We start from the raw sequence: 21,287 nt of genomic DNA on the forward strand, positions 1-21,287 counted from the left end.
CGGCCTGCGGCCCCGGTGTCGGGAAAGGGCCTGTCACCCTGTGTACCGCGTCCGTCCGGGCGGGTAACCCGAGCGGGTGAAGTGGACAATACGGGAGAAATTGCTCGGTGGGGGTTCCCCTGGCAAGGTGGCCCCATGGCTGATCGGGGAGCGAGCGCTCCGTCTCTCCCGGACGACTGGCCCGCCCACCCGGACCACCCGATCCTGGCGCTCAACCGTCTGGGTACCTTCGACTGGGACCTGGACGCCGGTCTGTTCCACATGGACGCCCAGGCGTACGAGGTGTTCGACCTGACCCCCGAGGAGTACGACGGGCACCCCGAGAGCCTCGCCGTCCGGGTACCCCTGGCGGAGGGGATCCGGCTGGACGCGGTGGTGGCCCAGGCCATCAAGGACGGCAGCGAGAACTACGGGGCGTACTTCCGCATCCGCCGCCGCGACGGCACCCCGCGCTGGACCCACACCCAGGGCTACATCCGGCGTGACGAGACCGGCCGCCCGCGCCGGGTCGTCGGCGTGGTCCGGGACGCCACCCAGGAGCTGGAGGACAGCGAGGCGCGCAGCCTGCGGGCCGCCCAGGACCAGGCACTGCGCCAGCAGTCCGGCGTCGTCCAGGTGGTCACCGCGGCCCTCGCGCACGCCCGCAGCGTCCAGGACGTCATCGACGCCCTCAAGGACACCCAGGGCATCCCCAACCTGGGCGCGACCAGCCTGGTGATGGGCCTGGTCGAGGCCGGCCGGATCCGGCTGGTCGCGGAGGGACCGGCGGGCAGCTTCGTGCCCGGTACCCGGATCACCCGGACAGACGAGCCCTATCCGATGGGCGAGGTGGTGCGGACCCTCAGCCCGTGCTTCATCGAGTCACCGGAGGAGTTCGCCGCGGGGTACCCGATACTGTGGCCGCACATCACCGAGCTGCACATCACCTCCGCCGCCTATCTCCCGCTGATCGCCCAGGCCCGCCCGATCGGCGCCATGGGCCTGCTCTACAACGACCGGCTCGGCTTCTCCACCGAGGAACGCGCCGTCCTGGTCGCCCTCGGCAGCAGCATCGCGCAGAGCCTGCAGCGGGCCATGCTCTACGAGCAGGAGAAGGACCTCGCCCAGGGACTCCAGCAGGCGATGCTGCCGCGCACCATCCCCAGCGTGCGCGGCGCCGACATCGCCGTCCGCTACCGCTCACCGACCGCCGGCGGCGCCCTGGGCCGGGACATCGGCGGCGACTGGTACGACCTGATCCCGCTGCCCGGCGGCCGGGTCGGCGCGGTCATCGGCGACGTCCAGGGGCACGACACGCACGCGGCGGCCGTCATGGGCCAGCTGCGGATCGTGCTGCGTGCCTACGCCGCCGAGGGCCACGCCCCGGCCACCGTGATGGCCCGCGCCTCCGTCTTCCTGAACGAACTCGACACCGACCGCTTCGCCACCTGCCTGTACGCGGAAGCCGACCTGACCACCGGCGTCGTCCAGGTGGTCCGCGCCGGGCACATCGACCCGCTGGTCCGCGGTGCCGACGGAAGCTGCCGGCGGGTCCCCGTGGAGGGCGGGCTGCCGCTCGGCCTGTCCGCCGAGTTCAGGAGCCTCGAATACCCGGTGTCCACCCTGGAGCTCGACTCCGGCGAGACGCTGCTGCTGTGCACCGACGGGCTGGTCGAGCAGCCGGGCACCGACCTGGGGGACGGGATGCGGTCCCTGATCCAGCAGGTCACCGAGGGGCCGGAGGACGTGCGGGGGCTCGCCGACCGGCTGATCGAGATCGCCGAGAAGCGAGGCGGCGACGACGACGTGGCCCTGCTCCTGCTGCGCCGCCGCGGCCCGGACGCCGCGCAGGCCGTCGGCCGCCTCCAGCAGCATGTGGCCTCCGGCGACCCGGAGGCGCTCACCCTGGCCCGGCACATGATCCGGGCCGCCGTCCGGGCCTGGGGCGCCGGGGACCGCGCCGACGAGATCGAGCTGGTCGCCGACGAACTGATCACCAACGCGCTGATGCACACCGAAGGCTCCGCGATCGTCACCCTCCGGGTGCTCGGCGGCGGCGACCGCCGGCTCCGCGTCGAGGTCGAGGACTCCTCCAGCGCCCTGCCGCGCCGGCGCGAGGCGGGGGAGGACGGGGTGTCCGGGCGGGGCCTGCTGCTGGTCGACGAGATCGCCGACGTGTGGGGCGTGGAGGCACGCGGCGGCGGCAAGGCGGTCTGGTGCGAGTTCCGGATGCCGGAGCCCACCTGACCCCAGGGGCCACGGGTGGCACCCTGGACGCATGCCCGAACTGCCCGAGGTCGAAGCGCTCAAGGACTTCCTCACCGACAACCTGGTCGGCCACGAGGTCGTGCGCGTCCTGCCGGTCGCCATCAGCGTCCTGAAGACGTACGACCCGCCCGTCGGCGCCTTCGAGGGCAGCGAAGTCGTCGCCGTGCACCGGCACGGCAAGTTCCTGGACATCGAGGGCGACGGCGGCCTGCACTTCATCACCCACCTGGCCCGCGCGGGCTGGCTGCACTGGAAGGACCGGCTGCCGGACGGTCCGCCCCGGCCCGGAAAGGGCCCGCTGGCCCTGCGGGTGGCCCTGGAGACCGGCGCGGGCTTCGACCTCACCGAGGCCGGCACCCAGAAGAAGCTCGCCGTGTACGTCGTCCGTGACCCGCGGGAGGTGCCCGGTATCGCGCGGCTCGGCCCGGACCCGCTCGCCGCCGACTTCGACGAGGCCCGGCTCGCGGCCCTGCTGGGGGACGAGCGGCGGCAGCTCAAGGGCGCCCTGCGCGACCAGAGCCTGATCGCCGGGGTGGGCAACGCCTACAGTGACGAGATCCTGCACGCGGCGAGGATGTCCCCGTTCAAGCTGGCCGCGTCCCTGACGCCCGAGGAGGTCCACGGGCTGTACGAGGCGCTGCGCGCCACCCTCAGCGAGGCGGTGGAGCGCTCCCACGGCCTGGCGGCGGGCCGGCTGAAGTCGGAGAAGAAGAGCGGGCTGCGCGTCCACGGCCGGACCGGCGAGCCCTGCCCGGTCTGCGGCGACACCATCCGCGAGGTCTCCTTCAGCGACTCCTCGCTGCAGTACTGCCCGACCTGCCAGACGGGCGGCAAGCCGCTCGCGGACCGCCGGATGTCCCGGCTGCTCAAGTGACCGGCGGTCACTTGGGGTCCAGGGTCACCAGGCGTTGCCCGTCGGCGTCGCGCACCTCGTAGCGGTCGATCTCGTCGGGGTGCATCGAGGAGCCGCCCGTCATGGTGGACACCCGGTCGTCGTGGTCCCGCTCGGCCCAGGTGGTCACGATCTGCTCGGTGCCGTCCCGGCCGACCGCGACCAGCCGGCAGGAGCGCGGCCCGTCGGCGTCCTTCACCTGCAGCTCGATCGTGCTGCCCGAGTCGGTGTCCGCCGACTTCACCTGCGCCCAGATGCCCGACTGCGCGTCGGTGGCCGCGGTGACCTGTACGGCCGGCGGGGCGTCATGACCGGCGTACGTCACGATGCCGGGGCCGACGACCGCGAACACCACCGAGGCGGCGAGGCCGTACAGCAGCCTGCGGCGCTTGGCCCGGTGCCGGGTCGCGACCTCGGCGAGCAGCCGGTCGAGCAGCCGCGGGCCGGGCTGGGCCATGGGGTGCACGAAGCGCGGCGTGGCCCTGCGGTACAGCATCAACTGCCGTGCCGCCGGGCCGAACTCGGTCACGTGTGCCGAGCAGCTCGGGCACTCCATGAGATGGTCCTCGAAGCGGAAGGCCTCCGCCTCGTCCAGCACGCCGAGCGCGTACGCGCCGACGTCGCGATGCCTTTCCAGGGACCTCATGCCGAATCCTCGTGCCGTGAGTGCGGGTGGGGGTTACTCATTGCTCCTTGCTCCCACCCGTACGCAGTCGGCCGCTGTTTCACTCAAGGCACGTACAGAATCGTAATCAACGGATTCGGAGCGGCCGGGCCCGCGGATTGGTGGCGTTTCAAAAAAGATGGATGGCGAGATGTCCGAGGGGCAGACCGAGCCGCCAGGCGGGGGTCCACACCTTCGGTCCGTCGTCCTCGCCGAACACCGAGCCACCGCCCGGAACCGCGTCCAGGTCGGGCGCGAGCAGCTCGGTCTCCTCCAGCCAGCGCCAGGCGGCCGTGGCCAGATCCAGGTCGGGTGACGGCCCGCCCGACCTGACCGCCTCGGCGGCCAGCCCGGACATACGTTCCCCTACCCAGTGCTGCCACGGCTGGTCGTACGCCGTGAGCGAAAGCCAGTTCTCCAACTGGGACACGACCCGGATGCCCGACAGTTCGCCGTCCGTGTCGGAGAGGAAGATGGTCAGCGCCAGTGCGTCCCGGCCGGCCCGGAACTCGAAGGACGTCGGTGGCATGAGATCGCCGGTGCGCAGCAGCTCGTCGGCGATGTACTCGGCATACAACCAGGCCATCGGGACCGCCAGTTCCCCGCTCCCGGCCCCGTCCGTGCTCTCTTGACCTCTGTGCAGCATCCCGTCCTGCCTTCCTCCGGTGCGCGCGTGGCCCCGACCCCGGGTCCGTCCCTCTCCCGGTGCGGAACACGGATGAAGACAGCTGATTGCTCAAACACGGTCCTCAGCAAGGCGCTTTACCGAGGTTTGACCTGGCTTACGGTTTCATCGCAGGTCGGGTGCATAACCGGGCAGAACCCGGCGCAGGGCGCGCAGCGCGTAGTACGCCCGCGACTTCACGGTACCGGCTGGAATGCCGAGGGTCTCCGCGGCCTCCGCAACACTCGCCCCTTGGAAATACACCAGCACCAGGACTTCACGGTGTTCCGGGGTGAGAGTCTTCACAGCCTCCCGCACGTCCAGCGCCGCGGCGGCGCGTTCGGCGTGGTCGCCGATGGCCCGGGTGTTCTCCAGGACCGCGTCGTGCACCTCGGCCGGCCGCGCCTGCCGGGCCCGGCGCGCGTCGATGGCGAGCCGCCGGCCGACCGTCAGCAGCCAGGGCAGTACGGAGTCGAAGTCGTCGGCGCGCAGTGCCTCGGGGTGCTGCCAGGCGCGTACGAGGGTCTCCTGCACGAGGTCCTCGGCCCGTTGCCGGTCCCCGTCGCTGAGCCGCAGCAGCAGCGCGAAGAGCGGGCGGCCGTGCTCGCGCTGGAGGGCGGCGAGCTCGTGCTCGGCGGTCGTCGTCCCGTCGGGAAGGGTGGTTCCGGCCGTCATGGCCGTATGGCATCGCAGGGCCGGGCCGGGGGACAGGGGGCGCACAGGGGTCTGCGGCGGACGGTCGATCGCGTCGGCGAACGGTGCGACGAACGGTCCGTCACACCCCTTACCCGACCCGGATGGGTCAATCGGGGCGCCTGAGTTGTTTGCGACCCGGCTCGGCTTCGTACCCATTGATCTGTAAATCGGACAAGGCTTGCGACTCTGGGGTGCTCCTGATGATCAATCGCAGACGCCAGGTGGCCCTGGCCCTGACCGCCCTCCTCGCCACCGCAGCCGCCTGCCAGAACCACGTACGGCAGGAGAACGCCGCCCCGCCCGGCCAGCCGGCGCCCGCCGTGCCCGCTCCCGGTGGCGGCTTCACCCTCGTCGCCTCGGGTGACGTCATGCCGCAGAAGTCCGCGCTGGACCACGCGAACCTCGACGCGGGCGGCAACGGCCACGACTTCCGCCCGATGCTGGCCGGCGTCGAACCCGTGGTCTCCCACGCCGATCTGGCGCTCTGTCACCTGGCGACCGTGACCGACGCGGAGAACGGGGAGAACGCGGAGTCCGGCTCTGCCGGTGTCACCTCCCCGCCGCAGCTTGCCGAGGGCCTCGCCGCCGTCGGGTACGACAGCTGCTCCACCGCCTCCGACCGCGCCCTCGACGGCGGCGCCGACGGGATCCAGCGCACCCTCACCGACCTGGACCGGACGGGCCTGCGGCACGCCGGCACCGCCCGCACCCAGGCCGAGGTGGCCGCGGTCACCCTGCTCAACGCGGGCCGCACCAGAGTCGCCCACCTCTCCTACACCTTCGACGTCAACGGGAACACCCTGCCGCCGGGACAGCCCTGGGCGGTCAACCTCCTCGACGAGAACCGCATCCTCGCCGACGCCCGCGCCGCCCGGCAGGCCGGCGCCGACGTGGTCGTCCTCTCCGTGCACTGGGGCACCGACGGCCAGGACGCCCCCGACCAGCAGCAGCTCACCCTCGCCAAGCAACTCACCGCCGCCCGGACCGGCGGCCGCCCCGACATCGACCTGATCCTCGGCACCCACGCCCACATCCCGCAGGCGTACGAGAAGGTCAACGGCACCTGGGTCGTCTACAGCCTCGGCGACCAGATCGCCGGCGAGCTGAACAACAGCCAGGGCCACCAGGACCCGCGCGGCAACCAGTCCACCCTCGCCCGCTTCACCTTCACCCCGCCCACCCGTCCCGGCGGCCGCTGGGAGGTGGCCAAGGCCGAGTTCATCCCCCAGCTGTACGACCTCGACGCCGGCCGGGTCGTCGACCTCAACGCGGCCATCGACCAGGGCGCCGACTTCACCTCCGTGCGCGACGGCATCCGGGACGTCGTGCTCGGCCGCGGGGCCGCCAAGGACGGGCTGGTGATGGGGGAGTAGCGGCGGTCACTCCACGTCGACGTGGTCGAACGTCCGCAGCAGCTCCTTGAGCACCTTCACGCACGCGGTGATCTCGGCGTCGGTCAGACCGCCGCCGACCTGCCGGTTCACCGCGTGTTCGCGGGCGAGGATCGCGGTGATCGTGGTCCGGCCCTCGTCCGTGAGCCGGATCAGGGAGGAGCGCTGGTGCGCCGGGTTGGGGGTGACCTCGGCCCAGCCGTGGGCCACCGCGTCGTTCACCGTGCGCTGCACGAACTGCCGGCTCAGCGCCATGATCCGGCCCATCTGGGGCACCGTCATCGGCCCGAACCGGAGCAGCAGGTCCAGCACGGAGCGCACGCCGACGGAGGCCCCCTCGATCTGCTCGCCCAGCTCGATCTTGCGGAAGGCGCGCCGGTAGAGCGGGCCGATGAGGTCGTACACCTCGGTGATGCGCTCACCCAGCTCGTCGGGGGCGAGGGGCTTGTCGATGTCGTTCACCCGGCCATCATGCACCGGGCCGTGGTGACACCTCGGGTGTCAAAATCATCATGACAACCCAGTTGTCAAAACTCCCCGATGATGACACCTTGGTTGTCATGAATGGTGCTGCGGACGTCCGCTTCTTCCCGTCCTCCGACGGCGACCTCGCCTACCTCGACACCGGCTCCGGCGACCCGGTGGTGCTGCTCCACGCCGGATACGTCGACCACCGCTTCTGGGCCGGCCAGATCCCGGCCCTCGCCGCCGAGTACCGGGTGATCGCCCCCGACGTCCGCGGTCACGGCGCCTCCGCCAACGCGAGCAAGCCCTTCCGCTGGGCCGACGACCTCGCCGAACTGCTGCGCCACCTCGACGTCGGGCCCGCCGTCCTGGTCGGCGTGTCGATGGGCGGGGTGATCGCCACCGACACCGTGCTGGAACACCCCGGGCTGGTCCGTGCGGTGGTCACCTGCGGAGCCGTCACCGGCGACTTCCGGTACACGGATCCCTGGCACCGGGAACTCCAGGCCGAGTACGCCCGCACCCTGGGCGCCGGCGACATCGAGGGCTGGCTCGACGCCTTCCTGCGGGTCGCCGCGGGCGCACACCGCGACCTCGACGCCCTCGACCCGGAGATCCCGCGCCGGCTCGGGGAGATGGCCCGCCACACCCTCTCCAAGCACATGCCCGGCGAGACGGACTGGCATGTGCGGGTGACCGACTCCTGGCCCAGGGTCCCGAAGATCGACGTCCCGGTCCTCACGATCAACGGCGGCCTGGAGCCCGCCGATCTGCTCGCCGCAGCCGAACGCCTGGCCCGCGAGGTCCCCGACGGCCGCGCCGAGATCGTCGAAGGCGCCGACCACTACCCGAACCTGGAGCGCCCGGACGTCTTCGACGACCTCCTGCTCGGCTTCCTGCGCGCGCTCTAACGCCCGGCCAGCCGGGACCTCTTGTACGAGTAGCCGAAGTAGATCACGCACCCGATCACGAACCAGACCGCGAACCGCACCCAGGTCTGCCACGCCAGGAACGTGATCAGCCACACCGAGAAGACGACACCCAGCGCCGGCACGAACGGCATCCACGGGGTGCGGAAGGCACGCGGCAGATCCGGCTGCCGGTAGCGCAGCACGATCACCGCCACGCACACCACCACGAACGCCAGCAGGATGCCGATGTTGGTGAGTTCGGCCGCCTCGCCGATCGGCACGAACCCGGCGAGGAGGGCCGAGGCCATACCGACGATCCAGGTCACCCGGGTCGGCACGTGCCGCGTCGGGTGCGTCTTCGCGAACCAGGAGGGCAGCAGCCCGTCCCGGGACATGCTGAACCACACACGGGTCACGCCCAGCATGAAGGTGAACATCACCGTGAGGATGCCGATGATCGCGCCCACCGCGATCACGTCCGCGAGCGCGCTCAGCCCCACCGACTTGAACGCCGTCGAGAAGCCGCTCTCCGGGTCGATGTCCTTGTAGTTCTGCATGCCGGTCAGGACCAGACAGGCCGCCACGTACAGCACCATGGAGATCGCCAGCGAGTAGATGATCGCCTTCGGCATGTGCCGCTGCGCGTCCTTCGACTCCTCGGCCGCCGTGGACATCGCGTCGTAGCCGAAGACCGCGAAGAACACCGTCGCCGCACCCGTGAACGCCCCGCTGACGCCGAACGGGAAGAAGGGGTGGTAGTTCGCCGAGTTGATGTGGAACACCCCGACGCCGATCACCAGCAGCACCACCAGCACCTTGAGCACCACCACGACCGTCTCGAACCGGGCCGCGCTGCGGATGCCGAGGTTGAGCAGGTAGGCGATCAGCAGGCAGAGCACGGCGGCGAACAGGTCGACCCGGTGGCCGGCCCCGGTGCCGGGCGCGCCCAGCATCCACCGCGGCAGCTCCGCGCCCATCTCCTCGACCAGGAAGCCGAAGTACCCGGAGATGCCGATCGCGACCACCGCCACGATCGCCGTGTACTCGAGGAGCAGGTCCCAGCCGATGAACCAGCCCGCGAACTCGCCGAGCACCGCATAGCCGTACGTGTACGCCGAACCCGCCTTCGGGATCATCCCGGCGAACTCGGCGTACGACAGCGCGGCGCAGGCGCTCGCCAGCCCGGCGATGAGGAAGGAGATCAGCACGGCGGGCCCGGCCGTGCCGTTGGCGACCGTGCCGGCGAGGGTGAAGATGCCCGCGCCGATGATGCCGCCCACCCCGATCGCGGTCAGCTGCCACAGCCCGAGCGATCTGTCGAGCTGGGGCCCCTGGCCGACCTCGGTCTCCTCGATGTGTTCGATGGGTTTGCGACGGAGAATTCCTTCACCCATACGGAGCTTGGCCATGTGCCTCACCTCTTCGCCGATCGCGAACGGCTGACGGCGGATCATGATGGCTCAGGGGCGTCACGTACGGAAGACGCCACGCACGCTCTCGGCCCAGCCGGGCACCCAGCTCCGGGTCGCGGGGCGGGGCGGCCGGGTGCCGGCGAGATGGGCGCGCAGGGCGGCCAGCGCCGGGTGCGGGTTGGCGGCGGTCCACACCAGGGAGTGCGGGTAGACGGGGGCCGGGTCTAGCAGCGGGATGCGACGCAGGTCGTGGCCCTCCGGCCAGACCAGCCGGGTCCCCTCGCTGACCAGCGTCGCCAGGGTGTCGGAGGCGGCCACCGCGTCCTGCACCGCCCCGCTGAAGTTGGGGCCCGAGGAGTCGATGGTGAGGCCGAACTCGGCGGCGAGCGAGGCGTAGTAGGCGGCCCACTCGGTGCCCTCCACGATGCCCGGCATCCAGATCCGGTGCCCGGCCAGCTCCCCGGGCGAGACCGCGCGACGGCCGGCCAGGGCGTGCCCCGGGCCGGTGAGCAGCTGGACCGGCTCGTCGTACACCCGGGCCGCCTCGACGCCCCTGGGCAGCGGGCGGCCGGGCATGGCGACGGCCCGGAAGGACGCGTCGATCGCACCGGAGCGCAGGGCGGTGAGCGCCGAGTCCACGTCGAAGAGCGTGACGACGTCCAGGGCGGTCTCCGGGTGCGCCTCGTGGAAGCCGCGCAGCAGCGCCGCCGGGGCGAGCCGCGCGCCCACCACGTCGACCCGCAGGGGACGCCGCCCGGACCGTACGGAGGCGGTCGCGCGCTCCTCGGCGAGCAGCAGCTCGCGGGCGTGCGGCAGGAAGGTCCGGCCGTCCACGGTCAGGTCGGCGCCCCGGGGGGTACGGCTGAACAGCCGCACCCCCAGCTCCTTCTCCAGCGCCGCGATCCGTTTGGAGACGGCCTGCTGGGTGACCGCCAGCATGGCGGCGGCCTCCTGGAACTGCCCCGAGTCGGCGACGGCGACGAAGGTGCGTACGGCTCTGAGATCCACACCCACACCGTACAACCGCTGGTTGTGGCAGACCCCCCGTGAGTTGTTTGATTCGGCGGTCACCTGCACGTTTTCATGTCCCGGGTCAACGGGAGGTTGTGCATGGGGCGGCGGTTCGGGTGGCTGTGGGCCGCGTACTCGGTGAGTGCCGTCGGCACCTATCTCGCCTTCGACGCGTTCTCGGTGATCGCGGTCATCGCGCTGCACGCCGACTCCGCCCAGGTGGCGCTGCTCGCCGCGACCGGGCCCGCCGTGGGCGCGGTGGCGGCCGTGCCGCTCGGGCCGTGGGTGGAGTTCCGGCGCAAGCGGCCGGTGATGATGGCGATGGACCTGGTCCGGTGCGCCGCGCTGCTGACCATTCCCGCCGCCTACGCGCTCGGCGGGCTCGGCCTCGGCCAGCTGCTGCTGGTGTCGGTGCTCGTCGCGGCGGCCGACATCACCTTCAACGCGGCCTCCGGCGCCTTCCTGAAGAGCCTCGTCCCCGCCGACCGGCTGCTCACCGCGAACGCCCGGTTCGAGTCCTCGAACTGGACCGCCCTGGTCCTCGGACCGCCGCTCGGCGGCGCCGCGATCGGCGTGTTCGGCCCGGTGGCCACGGTCGTGGCGAACGCCGTCAGCTTTCTGCTGTCGGCGCTCGGCATCCGGGCCGTCGGCGGCGGCGAGCCGAGGCCCGGGCGCACCGGCACGGACCGCCTGCGCGCCACCGACCTCCTCGACGGGTGGCGGCACATCCTCGGCAGCCCGGAGCTGCGGCCACTGTTCTTCAACAACCTCGCGGCCAACGCCCTGATCATGGTCGCCGTACCCCCGCTGGCCGTCCTCATGCTCGGCCCACTCGGCTTCGCCCCCTGGCAGTACGGCCTCGCCTTCGCCGCGCCCTGCCTGGGCGGTCTCCTCGGTTCCCGGCTGGCCCGCCCGCTGGCCGCCCGGCACGGGCAATGGCGGGTGCTGCGCGGCGCGGCCACCCTGCGCACCCTCTGGCCCCTCGGGCTGGCCTTCGTCCGGCCCGGGCTGTCCGGTCTGCTGCTGGTGATGGTCCTGGAGTTCGGGGTGATCACCTGCTCGGCCGTCTACAGCCCGGTGTACGCCACCCGCCGCCTGGAATGCACCCCGAACGACCGGGTCGCCCGCACCCTGTCCGCCTGGTCGATCACCGGCAAGGCCACCACCGCGGCGCTCACCGCGCTCTGGGGCCTGCTGGCGAGCCTCACCGGCCCCCGCACCGCGATCGCCGTGGCCGGTGTGCTGCTCCTCGCGACCCCGGTCCTGCTCCTCAGGGAGCCCCGGAAGGCGGCTACGGCACCACCGTCACCGGCCACCGTCCCGCCTTCACCAGACGGATCGCCACCGAGCCGATGAACCGGTGGCCGGCCTGCTCGGAGGCGCCCACCACCACCGCGTCCGCCTTCAGTTCGTCGGCCGCCTTCACCAGCCCGCTGTAGGCGTCGCCGCGGAAGGTGTGGAACTCCCAGCGCACCTCGAATATCCCCTTGAGGCGCTCGGCCGCGTCCCTGACCTGGGCGACCAGGTCCTCCGCGATCTCGTCGGTCGTCTCCGCAACCGGTGCCCCGAGCGCCGCCCCGGCCGCCAGGACCGGCTGCACGTACACGACGGCGAGCAGCGCGTGCTGCCGCCGGGCCAGCCCACCGGCGTAGGAGGCCGCGCGCCACGAGGAGTCCGAGCCGTCCACACCGACCACGATGACCTTGGGGCCGTCCGTGCCCCGCTCGAACTGGTGTTGTTCCGCCACGTCCCGAGGCTATCGGAAATCGCAGGTCCCATGGCTGCCGGGGCTCCTCGCCGGGCAAACGGGGCGCCCACTTGGCCGCAGGCCGCTCGACGGGCGAGGTGGCCCGGCGCTTCCTACAGTCGGAGCATGAGTGCCGCCGTGCAGCCCGCCCCGGGGAAGGAGACCGCGGGGCCGCCGCGCCCGTCCGGCGGTGGGCGGCTGACCTGGGTGCCGGAGGCCTTCGGGAGTTTCTTCGGCGCTCTCGCCCTGCTGTGCGCCCTGCTCTCCTTCATCGCCCCGCTGCGCACGCTGCTCCGCCCGGTCGTGCACTTCCTCAACGCCGTCGTGGTGCCCGTCAGCCCCAACCTGGCCTACGCCGTCTTCCTGTTCCTGCTCGGCGGTGCCACCGCCGCCCGCAAGAAGGTCGCCTGGTGGCTGGTGGTGATCTACCTCGGCCTCCTGGTGCTGGCGGACATCCTGACGGTCGCCTTCGGCTTCGACTGGTACTCCTTCAGCTCACTGCTGGTGTGCGGACTCGCCCTGGCCCTGCTGATCGTGGCGAGACGCGAGTTCTACGCCGCCTCCCGCCGCGCCGCCGTACGCCGCGCCCTCGCCGTCCTAGTCGTCGGCCTGGTCGTGGCGATCCTGGCCGGCTGGGGCCTGGTCTCGCTCTTCCCCGGCTCGCTCCCGCACGGCCAGCACCTGGCCTGGGCGGCCGACCGGGTCTGCGGCGGCCTGGTCGACGGCGGCAGCTACGGGGGCCGCCCACCCCGCTTCGTCGCCTTCCTGCTCGGACTCCTCGGCGCCCTCGCCCTGCTCAACGCCGCCGCCACCCTGTTCCGTTCACAGCGCCTGGAAGCCGCCCTGCACGGCGACGACGAGACCCGTGTCCGCGCCCTCCTCAAGGCCTACGGCGACCGCGACTCCCTCGGCTACTTCGCCACCCGGCGCGACAAGGCCGTGGTCTTCTCGCCCAGCGGCAAGGCCGCCGTCACCTACCGCGTCGAGGCCGGCGTCTGCCTGGCCAGCGGCGACCCCGTCGGCGACCCGGAGGCCTGGCCGCACGCCGTCGCCGCCTGGCTGGACGTGGCCCGCCGGCACGCCTGGGTGCCCGCGGTGATGGGCGCCTCCGAGGGCGGCGCCAAGGCCTACGTCCGCGCCGGGCTCGGCGCCCTGCAACTCGGCGACGAGGCGATCCTGCACGTCGCCGGCTTCGACCTCGGCGGCCGCGAGATGCGGGTCACCCGGCAGGCCGTCAACCGGGTCCGGCGCTCCGGCGCCACCACCCGCGTCCGGCGCCACGCCACCCTCACCGAGGCCGAGATGGAGGAGGTCGTCGACAAGGCCGACGCCTGGCGCGACACCGAGACCGAGCGCGGCTTCTCCATGGCCCTGGACCGGCTCGGCGACCCCGCCGACGGCGACTGCCTGCTCGTCGAGGCCCTCGCCGAAGACGGCCGACTGCTCGCCCTGCTCTCCTTCGTGCCCTGGGGCGGCGAGGGCGTCTCCCTCGACCTGATGCGCCGTGACCGCGCCGCCCCCAACGGGGTCATGGAGTTCATGGTCGCCGACCTGTGCGCGGCCGCCCCCAAACTGGGCGTCCGCCGCATCTCGTTGAACTTCGCCGTCTTCCGCTCGGTCTTCGAGGAGGGCGCCCGCATCGGCGCCGGACCGGTGCTGCGCCTGTGGCGCCGGCTGCTGCTCTTCTTCTCCCGCTGGTGGCAGCTGGAGGCCCTGTACCGCTCCAACGCCAAGTACCGCCCCGAGTGGTACCCGCGCTTCCTCTGCTACGGCGAGGCCGGCTCCCTCGCCCGTATCGGCCTCGCCTCCGGAATCGCCGAAGGATTCGTCTCCGTACCTTCCTTGCGCAAACTCTGGGGAAAGGGGCACCCGAAGACCGGACCGCGGCCCGTCCAGGCGCAGCGGTCTTCGCCGGTGCCCGGTCTCGACGGAGGGGACGAGGCCGGGTCCGGCGCCCCCGGGCCCGGCCTGCCGGACCAGTTCCGCGTCCGGCGCGGCAAGCTGGACCGGCTCCGCGCGGCGGGCGTCGACCCCTACCCGGCGGCGACCGTACGCCCCACCCGCGCCCTCGCCGACATCCGCGACGGCGAGACGGTCACCGTGGCCGGGCGGATCATGCTGGTCCGGGACTTCGGCGGCATCGTCTTCGTGACGCTGCGCGACTGGTCCGGCGACCGCCAACTCGCCCTCACCCGGGACCGGTCGGGTCCCGCCCTGGCCCGCTTCACCGCCGACACCGACATCGGCGACCAGATCACCGCCACCGGCCGGGCCGGCCTCAGTGACAAGGGCGAGCCCACCGTCTTCGTCACCGACTGGCAGCTCACCGCCAAGTGCCTGCGGCCCCTGCCCGACAAGTACCGAGGCCTCGCCGACCCCGAGGCCAAGATCCGCCGCCGCTACCTCGACCTCGCCACCGGCCCCGCCGCCCGTGCCGTGGTGCGCGCCCGCTCCACCGCCGTACAGGCGCTGCGCCAGGGCCTCCTCGACCGCGGCTACCTGGAGGTCGAGACCCCGATGCTCCAGCAGATCCACGGCGGCGCCAACGCCCGCCCCTTCACCACCCACATCAACGCCTACGACCTCGACCTCTATCTGCGCATCGCCCCGGAGCTGTATCTGAAACGGCTCTGCGTCGGCGGGATGGAGAAGGTCTTCGAACTCGGCCGCACCTTCCGCAACGAGGGCGTCTCCTACAAGCACAACCCCGAGTTCACCATGCTGGAGGCCTACCAGGCGTACGCCGACTACGATGTGATGCTCGACCTGGCCCGCGAACTGATCCAGGGCGCCGCGACCGCCGCCTTCGGCTCCCCGGTGGCCCGCAAGGACGGGCGGGAGTACGACATCGCGGGCGCCTGGCCGGTCAAGACCGTGTACGGGGCGATCTCCGAGGCGCTGGGGGAGGAGATCGGCCCCGGCACCGAGCTGCTGCGGCTGCACCGGCACTGCGACCGGACCGGGGTGCCGTACACCGCCGACGACGGGCCCGCGGACGTCGTCCTGGAGATGTACGAACGGCTTGTGGAGGGGCGGACCCGGCTGCCCACCTTCTACAAGGACTTCCCGACCGACGTCTCCCCGCTCACCCGGCAGCACCGCACCGACCCGCGGCTCGCCGAACGCTGGGACCTGGTCGCCTTCGGCACCGAACTCGGCACCGCCTACTCCGAACTGACCGACCCCGTCGAACAGCGCCGCCGGCTGACCGCCCAGTCGCTGCTCGCCGCCGGCGGGGACCCCGAGGCGATGGAACTCGACGAGGACTTCCTGGACGCCCTCGAATACGCGATGCCGCCCACCGGCGGACTCGGCATCGGCGTCGACCGGCTGGTCATGTTCCTCACCGGCCTGACGATCCGCGAGACGCTGCCCTTCCCGCTGGTCCGCCGCCGCTGAGGCCTCCCCGGCTCCGGGACACGCCGTCGGCCAGGGGCACTTGACCGTTTCTTTCCGAGACCTCCCCGCGCTGGTCCGTGCGGGTGTTTTCGCGCCGCCGCACCGGTGTCTAAGTGGTGCGCCCAAGCCCGGCCGGGCGACTGATGAGTCATGCAGAAGGATCAGTTGTTCACCCGACGCCGGCTGCTGCTCGCCGGCGCCGCAGCTCTGGGCGCCGCGGGCACCACGGGCATCGTGCTGGCGAGCGACGGCGAGGAGGCCGCGGGCACCGTCGCCCCGGCCGCCGGACCGCCGGTCCGCCAGGCGCTCAAGTCCTCCGCCTTCCGGCTCCAGCCGCTCACCGGATACGGCCCGCCGCCGACCGGGCCGCGCAAGCTCAAGGTCCGCAAGCAACCCATCATGCGGATCTCCGGAAGCGGCCGGCGCATGATGCTCACCTTCGACGACGGACCCAACCCGGCCTACACCCCGCACATCCTGGACACCCTCGCCCAGTACGACGTGCGCGCGATGTTCTTCCTGTGCGGGGAGTGCATCGTCCAGAACCGGGAGCTGGTGGCGCGGATGGCCGCCGAGGGCCATGTCGTGGGCAACCACACCTGGACGCATCCGCTGCTGACCACCATGAAGCGCCGTGAGATCCGCGACGAGATGGAGAGCACCAGTGACGCCATCGAGGACACCTACGGCGAACGCCCCCAGTGGTTCCGCGCCCCCTACGGCGCATGGAACCGCGCGGCCTTCCAACTCGGCGCCGAGCTGGGCATGGAACCCATGGCCTGGACCGTCGACAGCACCGACTGGACGACCCCGGGCACCCGCACCATCGTCGACACGATCGAGAAGGGCGCCGCCCCCGGCGTCGTGGTCCTCTCCCACGACGCCGGGGGCGACCGCTCGCAGAGCGTCCGGGCCCTGCGCGAGTATCTGCCCTATCTCCTGGACAACGGCTACCACCTGACCGTGCCGCGCCGCCGGACCTGAACCGGATCCGGCCCGCTGACGCGAACGGGCCTTGGCCCGCCCGGCCGGGTCCGCCTCAGCGGGCCTCGATCAGGCGGGCGAAGACCACCACGTTCCCGTCGTAACCGTTCTGCTTCGAGAAGCCGCCGCCGCAGGTGATGACCCGCAGTTCCGGTGTGCCCTTGGAGCCGTAGACCCGGTCGCCGGGGAAATCGGCCTTGGCGAAGACCTCGATGCCGTAGATCTCGAACACCGCGGTCCTTTTGTCGGTGCGCTCGATCTCGATCCGGTTTCCCTTCTTCAGGGAACCGAGACCGTAGAACACCGCCGGGCCCTTCGTGTTGTCGACATGGCCGACGATCACGGACGTGCCCTTTTCGCCGGGCGAGACGCCACCGGTGAACCAGCCGGCCAGATTGGGGTCGTCGGGCGGAGGTGCCGCGACCCAGCCGTCCGCGTCCAGACCCACCGGCATCACGGGCGCGTCGACCCGGATCGCGGGGACCCTGATCCGGCCCGCCGCCGAGTACGGCAGTGAGGCGGGCTCGGTGGCGAAGGTGTCCGGGACCGTGCTACGGCTGTCCGGGGCGGCGGCCGAGGCCGGCTGCGGCGGACCGACGTCGAACTCCCCCGAACCATTGCGGATGAGCGCCAGACCGGTCAGCAGAACAAGCGCTATCACACCCCAGGGGGCACGCTTGCGCCGCCGCTCCTCCTCTTCGGCCAGCTCGGAAAGTTCGGACGCAGACATTCGCCATCCCCTCTCGACGCGGCCGCCGCGATGTCCGTGGCGCGCATGTCCGTAGCGCGCCATGGGAAAACGCTAAGTCCCGCGCGCGCGAGCGGCGACGGGGCAACGGGCGAACGGGTGGCCCGCGCCCATTCCGGTGCGCCATCCGAGTTGCCGTTCCCAGGATTTTTCTGACGGTCCGTGACCTGCGGCAATATCCGATTGTGTGCTTTTCGCTCGGCGTGTCCCCTCACCAGGACGGACCATTCTCGAAATGCGGGCGTGTTCAAGGCATCTGAGGGTCTATTCGGGAGGTGCTTTCTCGCCGATCTACCGGGGACGGTTCCCGGGGCGCCTTCCGCGGAGGAAGAGATGCGAAACTCACGTGCCCTCGCGGCAGCGTGCACGGTGGTCGCCGTGCTTGGAGCCGCCGCCCCCATGGCCGTCGCGGACGGCCTGGGCAACGGCGGCGGCCCGGCCAACACCCAAGCCCCGATCGTCGGCGGGACGGGCGTCGCCCCCGGGACCGGCGTCGCCCCCGGAACCGGCGTCGGTGTCGCGCCCGGCGTCGGGGTCGCCCCTGGCATCGCGGCGGTGCCCGGGGTCGTCGTTCCCGGATACGGCGTCGGCGGGTTCGGCGGTCGAGGCGGGGACGGCTTCGGCGGGCGGGGCGGGGACGGCTTCGGCGGGCGGGGCGGGGACAGATTCGGAGGGCGGGGCGGGGACGGAGGGCGGGGCGGCAACGGCTTTGGCGGGCGGGGCGGGGACGAATTCGGAGGGCGGGGAGGCGACGGCTTCGGCGGGCGCGGTGACGACGGCTTCGGCGGCGGTAATGGTGACGACGGGTTCGGCGGCGGTAATGGTGACGACGGGTTCGGCGGCGGGAACGGTGGTGACGGGTTCGGCGGCCGGGGCTTCGGGGTGCGCAACATCCTCGCCCAGCCCAGGGCGATCACCAGCGGCGCCCGCCTCACCGTCACCGTCAACGGCTGCCGCAGGGGCTCCATGAGCTCCCGCGCCTTCGGGACGGCCTCGCTGTTCCCGTTCGGCGGCGACATGGCGCGCGGAGTCGCCACCATCGACCGGGACGCGCGCCCCGGCCCTTACGACCTGACGGTCCGCTGTGACGGGCGGACCCTGACCCGGCCCTCCGCGTTCTTTGTGCTCGGCGGGGTCAGGGGCGGCCTCGGCGGCAGCGTCTCCAGCGGGGCCACCCCGGCCGACATGGCGATCGGCGGTGGGCTGGTGGGCGCGGCCGTGCTCGCCGGCTGCGGGTTCTGGCTGCGCCGCCGGCACGAGAAGCGGCTCTGACCCGTGCGGACCGTCTTCGCCCTGGCCCCGCGCAGGACCGGGGCGAAGCTCCGCACGGTCGGGCGGAGGGCCGGGGGGTGATCAGGCACCGCCCTCGTCGGGACGCCGGCGCGCGATGCGGTAGGCCGTGCCGACCGAGGCCACGACGAGCGCGGCGCCGAGGCCGATCTCCTTCGGATCGAACCCGCCCACGCTGCCGCCCGCACCGGCCCGGACACCGCGATCGGGCGGGAGCGGCTGCGGGTTGAGTTCCTCACGCCCGTCGGTACGGCTGTCCGACTGCCCGTCGGCACCGCCGTCGGCACCACCGTCGGTACGGCCGTCCGTGCGCTCGTCGGTGCTGTCGTCGGACTGCGCGTCGGTGTGGCTGCCGGACTGGGCGTCGGCGTGCGCGTCGGTGTGGCTGCCGGACTGGGCGTCGGCGTGCTCGTCGGTGCGGCTGTCGGACTGGCCGTCGGTGTGTCCGTCGGTACGCCCCTCGGACTGGTTGTCGGTACGCCCCTCGGACTGGCCGTCCGCGCGGGTGTCCGTGCCGCCGTCGCCGTGTTCCTCCGACCGGCTGCCCGCGATGCTGAGTTCGGTCGACCCCCTGGTCCCGTCACAGTCGAACGTCACCCGGTACGAGGCCTGTGTTCGCGCGTCGCGGTGGACCGTGGCCGCCACCGAGTCCCGTCCCTCCGGGATCCGGACCGTGTCGAACACGTCCGAGCTGACCGTCGCGGCCCCCCGGCAGCCGTCGTCACGGTTCAGCTGCAGGCTGACCCGGCCGCCGGCCGAGACGGTGGACGGTGTGACGTGGACGCCGAAGGAGGCACGCTGACCGCTGTCCCGGCCCCCGTCGCCCGCGTAGTTCGTGAGGGCGGCCGGAGCGCCGAGGACGAGGGCGCCGACGCCGAACAGTGCGGCCGGAGCGAGGCGTATTGCGTGCATGGTGGTTCCTCCGGTCCCGAGGAGCTGTCCGCGGACCTTTTCCGCTCGCGCCGGAAATGCACCTCGATGATCGGAACGCTAGGAACATCCGCACACGCGCGCGAACGCAGTAGCGCGAACGGGTGAGGCGGGTGGGCCGACCGGGGGATGCGGATACGGCACCCGGGGGACACTCGCGGCGTGGCGCGGCGGGATGTCCCCACGGATGGCCTCCGGCGGTCCGGGACCCCTAACCCCTGATGTGCGGGAAGAGGTTCAGGAAGGGCTGCGCCGTCGCTGTGATGCCCCGACTGTACGGTTCGTCGAAGTCCCAGATCAGGAACAGCATGAAGGCGATGGTCGCGGAGAACAGCCCGGCCAGGATCAGCTCGCGCCGGGTGCGCCTGATCTGCAGCGCGAAGACCATGCCGATGGTGACCGCGGCTCCGGTCAGCAGCCCGAACCACACCACGTTCGGCATGGTCGCCCCGGTCGCGTCGGCCCGGGCGCTGCGCGACTGGTCGAGAGCGGCCACCTGGTCCACCAGCGGCTGGTAGGCCTGTGCCTGGAAGTCGGTCTTCGGCTCGTAGTCGGTGACGTCCTGACGGATCTTCGCGAGCAGATCCGCGCCGCGCGGGGTGAGACGGCCGTGGTCGGCCATCTCCTTCCACTCCTTGCCGACGACCTGCTGGGCGTAGGCCTCGACGTCCGCACGGATCCGGTCGCGGGCGTCGGGCGGATAGACCCGCACCCGTTCATAGATCTCGTGCAGCGCCTGCGCCTCCGCCTGCACATGGTCCTGGGCGGCGCTGCGGGCCTCCCACACCCCGGCCACCGCCAGACCGAGGACGATGGCGTAGATGACGCCGATCCACATGGTCATGTACTCGATGACGTCCGGCGTCTCGGAGGGATCCTCGTCCTCCGCCGCCCTCTTGTGCCGGACGAGGGTGATGATGACCACCACGGCACAGGCCGCGAGCATCGCGAGGACGAGAACAAGCCAATCCGGCAACGGAAGCCTCCAGAAATCAGCGGGCCGGCCGTCAGCGCGCGCGGAACGCGGCGATGGCGACGATGGCGGGTACGGCGATGAGCAGGACGTAGGTGACCGGAGAGGTGCGGTTCGGGGCCGCCGTGCCGGTCGACTGGATGTGGTACGGCGGATAGGTCACCGGGGTCGGTGAGGGCCGCGGGGTGGGCTTCGGCGACGGGGTCGGGGTGGGCGTCGGCCTCGGCTTGGGCTGGGGAGCCGGTGGCGGGGTGGGCGCGGGCTTCGGAGCCGGCGCCCGCCGGGGTGGCGGCGGTGGCGGCGGTGGCTCAGGGGCCGGCGGGGTGGGGCGCGGTGGCTTCGGAGTGGGTTTCGGCGTCGGCTTGGGCGTGGGCTTGGGGGTGGGGGTCGGTTTCGGAGGCGGTGTGGGCGTCGGAGTAGGGGTGGGCGTGGGTGTCGGCGTGGGGCAGGGCGGCGGTGTGGGAGGCGGGCACGGCGGGGGAGTGGGCCAGGAGCCGCCGGCGACGGCCACCGCTTGAACGCCGTCGGGGCCCGTCGAGGCGTAGGCGCAGGCGTCGGCCGACGCCGTGCCGACCGGGCAGCCCACCAGGGTCCAGGTGAGTGTCAGCAGAGCCAACACCCTCGGGACGGGCGCGAGTCGGGTCGCTTCGGGTGCATGCACGACCGAGATCATGAGGCGTCGCGTGCCGTCGCACGCCGGAGTGCGGAGGGATTGGTCCGAACGGGGGACGGATGGCGTAAACCGGTTTGAATCACACGGCCCGTCGATTGGCTCGAAGCGTACGTCCGTGCGGGGCGGGCACCGGCGGCACAGTGTCCGGAAAGAAATTTGTGCGGCCGTTGAACACTTCGGCCCCCGGCGT

Annotated in this window: 20 protein-coding genes; 8 read left to right on the plus strand and 12 right to left on the minus strand. The window is 72.2% G+C overall.

Features of this window, described 5'->3' with window-relative positions; all coding sequences use genetic code 11:
* Positions 1 to 135: 135 nt before the first annotated feature.
* Complete coding sequence (locus ACGFZQ_RS33045; protein ID WP_393843401.1) at positions 136 to 2,226, plus strand: SpoIIE family protein phosphatase; 2,091 nt, start codon at positions 136 to 138, stop codon at positions 2,224 to 2,226.
* 31 nt (positions 2,227 to 2,257) lie between these two features.
* Entirely contained in the window at positions 2,258 to 3,121 is an 864-nt protein-coding gene (locus ACGFZQ_RS33050) for an Fpg/Nei family DNA glycosylase (protein WP_393843402.1), read from the plus strand.
* A 7-nt stretch (positions 3,122 to 3,128) separates the two neighbouring features.
* On the opposite strand, the gene ACGFZQ_RS33055 is transcribed toward ACGFZQ_RS33050, so the two are convergent.
* The 3 genes from ACGFZQ_RS33055 to ACGFZQ_RS33065 form a co-directional block, all read right to left on the minus strand.
* Positions 3,129 to 3,785, minus strand: coding sequence for a zf-HC2 domain-containing protein (locus ACGFZQ_RS33055; protein WP_393843403.1), 657 nt, complete (start codon positions 3,783 to 3,785; stop codon positions 3,129 to 3,131).
* 148 nt (positions 3,786 to 3,933) lie between these two features.
* Complete coding sequence (locus ACGFZQ_RS33060) at positions 3,934 to 4,449, minus strand: hypothetical protein (protein ID WP_351744197.1); 516 nt, start codon at positions 4,447 to 4,449, stop codon at positions 3,934 to 3,936.
* 144 nt (positions 4,450 to 4,593) lie between these two features.
* The gene (locus tag ACGFZQ_RS33065; RefSeq protein WP_393843404.1) at positions 4,594 to 5,142 is read right to left on the minus strand and encodes a sigma-70 family RNA polymerase sigma factor; all 549 of its coding nucleotides are present in this window, start codon (positions 5,140 to 5,142) and stop codon (positions 4,594 to 4,596) included.
* Positions 5,143 to 5,363: 221 nt separating this feature from the next.
* Here ACGFZQ_RS33065 and ACGFZQ_RS33070 point away from each other — a divergent pair, with 221 nt between their 5' ends.
* Positions 5,364 to 6,536 (plus strand): CapA family protein, encoded by a 1,173-nt coding sequence (locus tag ACGFZQ_RS33070; protein WP_393843405.1) that lies wholly within the window; start codon positions 5,364 to 5,366, stop codon positions 6,534 to 6,536.
* A 6-nt stretch (positions 6,537 to 6,542) separates the two neighbouring features.
* Here ACGFZQ_RS33070 and ACGFZQ_RS33075 read toward each other — a convergent pair whose 3' ends face one another.
* Positions 6,543 to 7,016, minus strand: a complete 474-nt coding sequence (locus tag ACGFZQ_RS33075; protein WP_393843406.1) for a MarR family winged helix-turn-helix transcriptional regulator — start codon at positions 7,014 to 7,016, stop codon at positions 6,543 to 6,545.
* A 98-nt stretch (positions 7,017 to 7,114) separates the two neighbouring features.
* On the opposite strand from ACGFZQ_RS33075, the gene ACGFZQ_RS33080 reads away from it, so the two are divergent.
* Positions 7,115 to 7,930 carry an alpha/beta fold hydrolase gene (locus ACGFZQ_RS33080; RefSeq protein ID WP_393843407.1) on the plus strand — a complete coding sequence of 272 codons (816 nt, stop codon included), beginning with the start codon at positions 7,115 to 7,117 and terminating at the stop codon, positions 7,928 to 7,930.
* Here the strand turns inward: ACGFZQ_RS33080 and ACGFZQ_RS33085 are convergent.
* Entirely contained in the window at positions 7,927 to 9,339 is a 1,413-nt protein-coding gene (locus tag ACGFZQ_RS33085; protein WP_393843408.1) for an amino acid permease, read from the minus strand. The two genes, ACGFZQ_RS33080 and ACGFZQ_RS33085, sit on opposite strands and share 4 nt — an antisense overlap.
* A gap of 60 nt (positions 9,340 to 9,399) precedes the next feature.
* Entirely contained in the window at positions 9,400 to 10,350 is a 951-nt protein-coding gene (locus ACGFZQ_RS33090; protein ID WP_393843409.1) for a LysR family transcriptional regulator, read from the minus strand.
* Between the two features lie 102 nt (positions 10,351 to 10,452).
* Between ACGFZQ_RS33090 and ACGFZQ_RS33095 the strand changes: the two genes are divergently transcribed.
* Entirely contained in the window at positions 10,453 to 11,709 is a 1,257-nt protein-coding gene (locus ACGFZQ_RS33095) for an MFS transporter (RefSeq protein ID WP_393843410.1), read from the plus strand.
* Here the strand turns inward: ACGFZQ_RS33095 and ACGFZQ_RS33100 are convergent.
* Positions 11,645 to 12,100, minus strand: a complete 456-nt coding sequence (locus ACGFZQ_RS33100; RefSeq protein ID WP_382531891.1) for a universal stress protein — start codon at positions 12,098 to 12,100, stop codon at positions 11,645 to 11,647. The two genes, ACGFZQ_RS33095 and ACGFZQ_RS33100, sit on opposite strands and share 65 nt — an antisense overlap.
* 126 nt (positions 12,101 to 12,226) lie before the next feature.
* Between ACGFZQ_RS33100 and lysX the strand changes: the two genes are divergently transcribed.
* Together lysX and ACGFZQ_RS33110 are read left to right on the plus strand one after the other, a co-directional pair.
* Positions 12,227 to 15,499, plus strand: a complete 3,273-nt coding sequence (gene lysX, locus ACGFZQ_RS33105; protein ID WP_393843411.1) for a bifunctional lysylphosphatidylglycerol synthetase/lysine--tRNA ligase LysX — start codon at positions 12,227 to 12,229, stop codon at positions 15,497 to 15,499.
* A 150-nt stretch (positions 15,500 to 15,649) separates the two neighbouring features.
* Positions 15,650 to 16,483 (plus strand): polysaccharide deacetylase family protein, encoded by an 834-nt coding sequence (locus ACGFZQ_RS33110; protein WP_393843412.1) that lies wholly within the window; start codon positions 15,650 to 15,652, stop codon positions 16,481 to 16,483.
* A 55-nt stretch (positions 16,484 to 16,538) separates the two neighbouring features.
* On the opposite strand, the gene ACGFZQ_RS33115 is transcribed toward ACGFZQ_RS33110, so the two are convergent.
* A complete protein-coding gene (locus ACGFZQ_RS33115; protein ID WP_393843413.1) occupies positions 16,539 to 17,213 on the minus strand; it encodes a class F sortase in 675 nt (224 codons plus the stop codon).
* Between the two features lie 351 nt (positions 17,214 to 17,564).
* On the opposite strand from ACGFZQ_RS33115, the gene ACGFZQ_RS33120 reads away from it, so the two are divergent.
* The gene (locus ACGFZQ_RS33120; RefSeq protein WP_393843414.1) at positions 17,565 to 18,503 is read left to right on the plus strand and encodes a hypothetical protein; all 939 of its coding nucleotides are present in this window, start codon (positions 17,565 to 17,567) and stop codon (positions 18,501 to 18,503) included.
* Between the two features lie 81 nt (positions 18,504 to 18,584).
* On the opposite strand, the gene ACGFZQ_RS33125 is transcribed toward ACGFZQ_RS33120, so the two are convergent.
* The 4 genes from ACGFZQ_RS33125 to ACGFZQ_RS33140 form a co-directional block, all read right to left on the minus strand.
* Entirely contained in the window at positions 18,585 to 19,433 is an 849-nt protein-coding gene (locus ACGFZQ_RS33125; protein WP_393843415.1) for a hypothetical protein, read from the minus strand.
* Positions 19,434 to 19,662: 229 nt separating this feature from the next.
* On the minus strand, positions 19,663 to 20,427 hold the full coding sequence (locus ACGFZQ_RS33130; RefSeq protein ID WP_351744161.1) for a DUF4239 domain-containing protein: 765 nt from the start codon (positions 20,425 to 20,427) through the stop codon (positions 19,663 to 19,665).
* Positions 20,428 to 20,458: 31 nt separating this feature from the next.
* Positions 20,459 to 20,587 carry a hypothetical protein gene (locus tag ACGFZQ_RS33135; protein ID WP_351744158.1) on the minus strand — a complete coding sequence of 43 codons (129 nt, stop codon included), beginning with the start codon at positions 20,585 to 20,587 and terminating at the stop codon, positions 20,459 to 20,461.
* Positions 20,588 to 20,732: 145 nt separating this feature from the next.
* The gene (locus tag ACGFZQ_RS33140; protein WP_393843416.1) at positions 20,733 to 20,897 is read right to left on the minus strand and encodes a hypothetical protein; all 165 of its coding nucleotides are present in this window, start codon (positions 20,895 to 20,897) and stop codon (positions 20,733 to 20,735) included.
* Positions 20,898 to 21,287 lie beyond the last annotated feature (390 nt).

This window comes from Streptomyces sp. NPDC048254 (assembly GCF_043201895.1).
In the GTDB taxonomy this organism is placed as follows: Bacteria; Actinomycetota; Actinomycetes; order Streptomycetales; family Streptomycetaceae; genus Streptomyces.